General features: G+C 36.4%; 3 protein-coding genes and 1 pseudogene. 1 reads left to right on the forward strand and 3 read right to left on the reverse strand.

Going from position 1 to position 6,774, the window contains the following annotated elements:
* Positions 1–2 precede the first annotated feature (2 nt).
* From J2Y40_RS09515 to J2Y40_RS09525, 3 genes are all read right to left on the reverse strand, one after another.
* The gene (locus tag J2Y40_RS09515; RefSeq protein ID WP_309998580.1) at positions 3–2,699 is read right to left on the reverse strand and encodes a DUF6493 family protein; all 2,697 of its coding nucleotides are present in this window, start codon (positions 2,697–2,699) and stop codon (positions 3–5) included.
* Complete coding sequence (locus tag J2Y40_RS09520; RefSeq protein ID WP_309998582.1) at positions 2,680–5,226, reverse strand: DUF6493 family protein; 2,547 nt, start codon at positions 5,224–5,226, stop codon at positions 2,680–2,682. The genes J2Y40_RS09515 and J2Y40_RS09520 overlap by 20 nt, the downstream gene beginning before the upstream one ends.
* 222 nt (positions 5,227–5,448) lie before the next feature.
* A complete protein-coding gene (locus J2Y40_RS09525; protein WP_309998585.1) occupies positions 5,449–6,375 on the reverse strand; it encodes a tyrosine-type recombinase/integrase in 927 nt (308 codons plus the stop codon).
* An 82-nt stretch (positions 6,376–6,457) separates the two neighbouring features.
* Here J2Y40_RS09525 and J2Y40_RS09530 point away from each other — a divergent pair.
* Positions 6,458–6,774: pseudogene (locus J2Y40_RS09530) on the forward strand (restriction endonuclease subunit S); the annotation flags it as partial.

Consider the following 6,774-nt stretch of genomic DNA (forward strand, 5'->3'; position numbering starts at 1 on the left):
GTTTATTTTTTTAGAAGAAGATTGCAGATTTTTTTCAGACTGGAGTTTTCTTTCCAGCTATCAAGTTTGTTTTTTAAGTTTTCATTGACTTCTGACTGGTTTAAAGACAGAACTTCGTAATATACATCTAATATCCTTTTAAGATTGGTAACCGGAGTATCCATCTGCAGCAGGATATGAACCATGAGTTCTTCAAGAGCCAGATTATGATCTCTGCTGACGTTCAGCATCTGATGCTGTACCAGATCTGTAAATCTTTTTACAGGAGCCCATTCTAATTTTTCATGGAGACCGATTACTTCTCCAAGACGTTTATTATTCATTACTTTATAAGAGACATGTTCCAGCCAGATTTCCGCAGCAGTACCACGGATTACTTTGTCTCCGTTAAGAAAGATCGTTCCCAGAAACAGCATGCTCATTTCATCCAAAGGTTTTTTCAGTTCATGAAGCGCCTGTGTAGTGTTCAGAACCAACCCTCTTTCATACACTTCTGCTACCCCTGAATAATACAGGCAGGTTTTAATTATTTTTGCCAGTACATTTCCAGGAGTATTAGGAAAACTCCACATAAAGACCGGAACTTCAGAAAATGATGTCTGTTCTGCTATAAAATACTCCAGAAACAGCTGATGTTCTCTTTTTTCAAAATGATATTTCGGAATTTTTATATCGAGTTCTACCGGATAATATGAGTTTTTTCCACTGTCAACAGTCTTCCAGCTATATCTACCGGAAAGAAGTTCCTTAGGAATGCTATCATATCCAAAGTCTTCAAATTCTTTAAAAACAGTTTGTGGAGAACGTGTAATTCCTGCTGTCATCCACCATGAAGGATGTTCAAATGTTCCCTGAGGGGCTGCATTATTTTTATTTAAAAAGAAAAGCAGCAAATCTTTATACTCACCTTGTAGTCTGCCTGCCAGCTGTAATGCTTCAGTGGTTCTTTCCAGTGAGCAACGCTGTAATGCCAGCTGCACATCCATAGAATCAGGATTTATCCCTTTCTTCTGATATATTTCAAACCTCTCAACCAGTGTCACAGGAGATATCCAACATGGAGCATGAGTTATGGTAGAAAGCAATGGGGTCTGATCTCCCGATTGGATCTTACGGAAAGCGTGAACAGCAATCTCTCTGAACGGTTTCATGGCCAGTCCTCCTACAAAAAGATCTTCAAGAGGTACTAGCTTTTTCTGATAACTTGAATAGGCTTCTCTTGTTGCTTCATCTTCACGTGTTCTGGTATATATTTTTTCCAGATTTTTAAGCTGTACAGGGTATTTTTCCAATAAGGTAAGACCATAATTAATGATCAGGTTACATAATATCACATTGAAATAAGGAACTTCCCATTTTGCAATCGTTTTACAGGCTTTTTGAAAAACAGGTTCAAACAGCTTTACCGATTCTGTATCTGCTTCTCCTGCAAAGCGGACCATTGCTGCTATAGCCAGATCATAGTAATACGTTCCGGGATTTTCAATAGCCTGCGGAAGGAAAAACATGAGATCCTCAAAGCTTCCGGGCGCCTGAAGTTTTACGTCTTCACTAATTAGCTCTAAAGTTTCAACTGTTACCTCATCCAATTCCTGATATTTATCTTCTATAAATTCTGCCAATATAGGTTTAACATTCGCCAGAATATTGTCTGAATAATGGGATAAAGCTTCTTTTATTCCTTCAGAAACAGGAATATATTTATGGATAATTTTAGCTGCTTTGGATTGTATGCTTTCATCTTTGCTCACAAATGCCGCACTTAGTGCCATTCCAAGATCTTCTGTATCAGATTTTTTCTTCTGAAGAATCTTTTCTGTTACGGAAAGACTGGAAGTAACCACGGTTTTGATTTCCGAACTTAGCAAATTCGGAAGAAAATGTGAAAATTCGGTGGTTTTAAATTCCGGATCAGTCACTATTTTTTTCAGGTGAACAAGGATAGTATTGACTGCTTTTGACTGCAGGGAAGCCAAGCCCGCCAGCAGTTCATCCTGAAGCATAAGCAGTTCTTCATAGGTAGGTTTCAGGGTATTGAATGCCTCTATGAACCAGCCTGTGACATTTTTATTGAAATTTCTGTTGGCTGCCAGAAGGCATTCTTTTAGAAATCTTTTTCTGTCAATTTTATTTTTGGCGACCAGTTTTTGTACTAAAGGAAGCCATTCTTTATAAAAAGGAAGTGATTTGGAAGGGAATTCGCACAGATACCAAAAATGGGTTTCCAGTGTTTCCGGATACTTTTCAAGGTCGGAAGGCTGATTGCTCAGATGATATCCCAGCAATTCAGGGCTGGGCTTTACATAGCCTTTTTCTGCCCAACCTAAAATATCCTGATAGTTAAATGCCGTAAATTCAGCTTCTACAGAATCGTTGATAAAATCGGAGAACCAACTTGGGCAGCCCCATTCTAATATTTTATCCGTCTGTTCTTTATCACTAAAAAAACTCCAGTAATTTTTACCGTAATGCTTCTGATCCATACAGACAAATGATGCTATATCTATAATGGAATGCTGATCTACAGAACCGGAGGTGTGATAGGAGTTTTTCGTCATTACGATCTTGTTGATCTCACGGTCCAGTTTTTTTATGGTAGGAACCAGTGTTTTTCTTTCTTCAGCGGTAAGCTGTTTCAAAAAAGGAATAATCTCATGTTTTTTTTCCTCGTTAAGAATCTCATAAAGTCTTTCTTTCATTTGTTTTTAATTTGATAATAATTTTTTTCAGGTTATTTTCGTTTTTCCACTCTTCAAGTCTTTTATTCACAGCTGTCTCAGTTTCTGACTGGTTGAGCTGCAGGAGTTCATAGTAGAATTCAAGCAGCTTTTTAAGATTAAAAACCGGGTGATTTATTTCTCTAAGAATGGCTGTCAATAGTTTTTCAAAAGCATGATTATGACTGGTACTCAGATTGATAAAGCCATTAAGTCCATCAGTCAGTCTTTTTACGGGAGCCAGTCCGGATCTGATCATTTCCCCAATCAGCATTCCCGTAGCAGATGCATCAAAATCATCAGAAACTATCTTGTAAATAAGTGCTTCAAAAGCCGTACCACAAAGGGTTTTATCTTTATTAAGAAGTGCTGCTGAAAGGAATAAATAATGAACCGGCTGAAAAGGCAGTTCCAGCTTCATCCAGGCGTCCAGTAATTCGGTATTTCCTCTGAGGTCATAATGATATACTGCATTGGAAAGTGTTTCGTTATATTTTTTTGCAAAAACAGATCCCGAAAAGTATGGAGCCGTATACAAAACAGGAATAAGATCATCATAATATATTCCATGATAGGAATTGAACAGATAGTCCAGTAATGGAGCATTTTCCGGAATCTCTTTCTGATTTTCAATATTGAAGATCAGCTCCGGAACTTCTTCTGTCTGGTTCCATTGATAAAGTTTTCTGGTTCCGGTTTTCCAGGTAAAACGGCCCTCCAGATAGGTATTTTCGTATGTACTTTTATAATAATCAGGGTTAAAAACCGGATTCAGGAGTTGAAGATAGTTTTTATCCAGATGTTTTTCTGCATAGCGCAGAGCCTCATCAAGGTTTTCTTTTTTGGTTTTAAGTACTGCTTTCTGCAGGTCAAAAGGCATTGGTTTTTCTTTCTGTTCCTGATAGATTTTAAGTTTATCAGTCAGCAGCCGGATATTGATCCAGCATGGTGTATGATCAGGAATGGAAAGCAGAGGAAGTTTCTTTCCCTGTTTTAACAATTCAAAAATATCAAGAAGAAAACGATGATATGCTTTAAAAACCAACGGCGTCCGTTTTCCTACCCAATTTTCTAAAGCAGGAAATTCTTTCTTTGCTTCATACAATACCGGACATACTTTTTCTTGTTTCATCAGAGCATAACTGATAAAAAACGTAGCCAGCAAATGATGCATTCCTTCTCCATTCTTCCTTTTCAAAGCAGCTTTGAAAGCAGGTTCCAACTGTTTCCAATGTTCTTCCTTAATTTCTGCATCGAATCTCATCAGTGCGTCCAGAAACAGATCAAAATACCAGGATTCATTCTTAATAAAAGCTTGTGGAGCAAAAAAGATAAAGTCATTTATCGTTTTAATAGGTGCAATAGGTTCTGGCACATGCCATACTCTTATTTCATGGTTGTCATTACCGCCTGTATCAATATTTTTCTTTTCAGACAGAAATTGTTCCAATAAAATAAGGGTATCTGTAAGAAATGATTCGGAATAAGAATTCACTGCTTCCCGAATTTTATCGGATGAGGAATCTCCACACTTTGTAATTATTTTAGCTGTTTTAGTTTGTATGGCAGCATCTTTATTCAGAAATACAGGCATTACTAACAGACAGATCTCCTCACGGAATTCTGCATTATTCTTAGCTATTTTTTCTGCTATCTGAAGCAGTGTATTTAAAATATTTTTCCCCGGAAGACCAGCCAATACTTCTGCTGACTTCAGGAAATCCCACGTTTTAAAACCTTGTTCTGTACATGCCTGGCTTATCATTTTTAATACAGGGACAAAAAGTGACTGCTGGGATGACTGTAAAATAAGAAACAGCTCATCCTGAAGATCCAGAATTTCACCTGTGGAAGGTTTAAGATAGGAAAACAGCTCTATGAACCAGGTATTATGTTCTTTGGAAAAGTTTTGGTTTACCGCATAAAGGCTGGATTTCAATACTCTGAAACGGTTGATCTTGTTTTCAAGGATAAGTTGTTTCAGTATGTCTTTCCAGTTCCTTTGATGATAATTGTAAGTTATATCTGAGTTATATTCGAACAGAAACCATAAATGCGTTTCCAGTGTTTCCGGATATGTTAAAAAGAGTTCTCCTTCGGTATGATCAGAAACCAATGATTCTGAAAGCAGTTCAGCCAGAATTTCGTTACTCAGAACGCAATAGCCTTTCTGCTGCCATTCCATTGCTTTAAGGTAGCCTATATTTTTTAGAAAAGTATAACTTTCCCCAATCCAGTCCGGAACGTAAGATTCGAAAAGTTCATCCACAAGATTGACCGGAACGGCATAATATCCCGGAGAAAGTTTATCATATTCTTCTTTTGTTTTACTGCACGCCAAAGCAGTGAGCACAGAAATATGATTATGGCCCCAGTTTTTGTTTAAAGATTTCTTTAAAACAGCTGCAATTTCTCTCTTTTCTTTTATGGTAAGCTTTGTAAGAAAAGGAATGATTTCTTTGATTTTAAAGTTCAAATAAATCTTCTTAAATTCTTCTTCAATAAGCATAATTCCAATCTTGGGGGACTAAAATAACAAAAATAGGAAGACGAATAATAAATTATCCCTTTAAAGTGAGTTTTTTAACAAAATTTTATATTTTTTGAGGCTACTTAGTCTGAATTTCAGCATGAAAAACTATTTTTTTTACTATTCAATTAAAATAAATCCACATTTCATCAGTAATTAAGAATGTGGATTTATATGAAAATTTTTATACAAAGTGAACTTTTATCTTAAAGCTTTAAACATCTGTTCAATGGCTTTCTTTTTCTGTTCCATATTAGGATGCACATACAAATTAAGTGTTGTGCTGATATTTGAATGCCCTAAGAGAACACTAACCGTTTTATAGTCACAATTGCTTTCAATACATCGTGTTGCAAAGCTGTGTCTCAAACCATGAAATTTAAGCTCCGGCATTCCCAGCTCTTTCATGAGGTTTTTGTAATAGCTTCGGTAGGTTCTGGGTTCTGTGGGTTTCGCATCATTCGTTAAAACAAAGAATAAAGGATTAACAATTTTTTTGAATGGCTTCAAAATTCTCAAAAGATCTTTGCTGATCGGTATTTCACGGATAGAATTTTTGGTTTTGGGGGTATCAAGAATCAGTTCGGTACGTCGGCTTCCGTCTTCAATCATATAGATTCGCTGGATGGTTCTGTTGACACTGATCACACCATTATCGGTATCAATATCCTGCCAGGTTAGCGCACAAACTTCTCCGATTCTCATTCCGGCACTCAGACAGATATAAACTCCTAAATTTCTGAACGTGAAATGCTCCTGAATGTAGTTCATAATTTTCTTCTGATCGGCCCGGCTTAACACTTCAATACTGTGTTTTTCTCTTTCCGTAGGAAACTGAATGTCAAAAGGTGTATACTCCAGCCATTTGTTTTTTGCCCCGAATTTGAGGATCATTTTTAAAACAATCAGAATATCTTTAATTGTTTTCTGGCTCAGCCCGGCTTCCAATTTCTGAAAAACAAAGGCCTGTACATCAGCCTCTTCTACTCCATCCCTATCTCCAAAAACAGGTAATAAATGATTCTCTATCAGCAGCATATACGCTGAGAAACTTGATTTTTTCACATACTGCTTTTTATCTGCTTTCCACAGATTAATAACTTCAGAAAGTTGTTTCTGTTCCTTCATAATGATTTAAGTTTTTAAAATCCAAAGGAAAGTAATTAAGGATAAATAATCTTTAGGATTTTTTTGAGTCAAGGTTCCTAATTTGAGATTTTTCGGATTTACGCAAGATTGGGAAAGAAAGAAACTAGGAGAGATCGGGGAGACCTATAGTGGATTATCAGGGAAAACCAAAGAAGATTTTGGAACTGGGAAACCTTATATCCAGTACAAACAGGTTTTTGATAATTCTAAAATTGATATTTCAAGATTTGACTATGTTCGAATTAATGAAACCGAAAATCAAAATCGTGTAAAATATGGAGATATTCTATTTACAACATCTTCTGAAACTCCGGAAGAAATAGGAATGTCTTCAGTTCTACTTGATGAAATTGACGAATTATATTTAAACAGTTTTTG

The sequence above is a fragment of the Chryseobacterium sp. 2987 genome (assembly GCF_031456375.1).
GTDB classification, from domain to species: Bacteria; Bacteroidota; Bacteroidia; order Flavobacteriales; family Weeksellaceae; genus Chryseobacterium; species Chryseobacterium vaccae.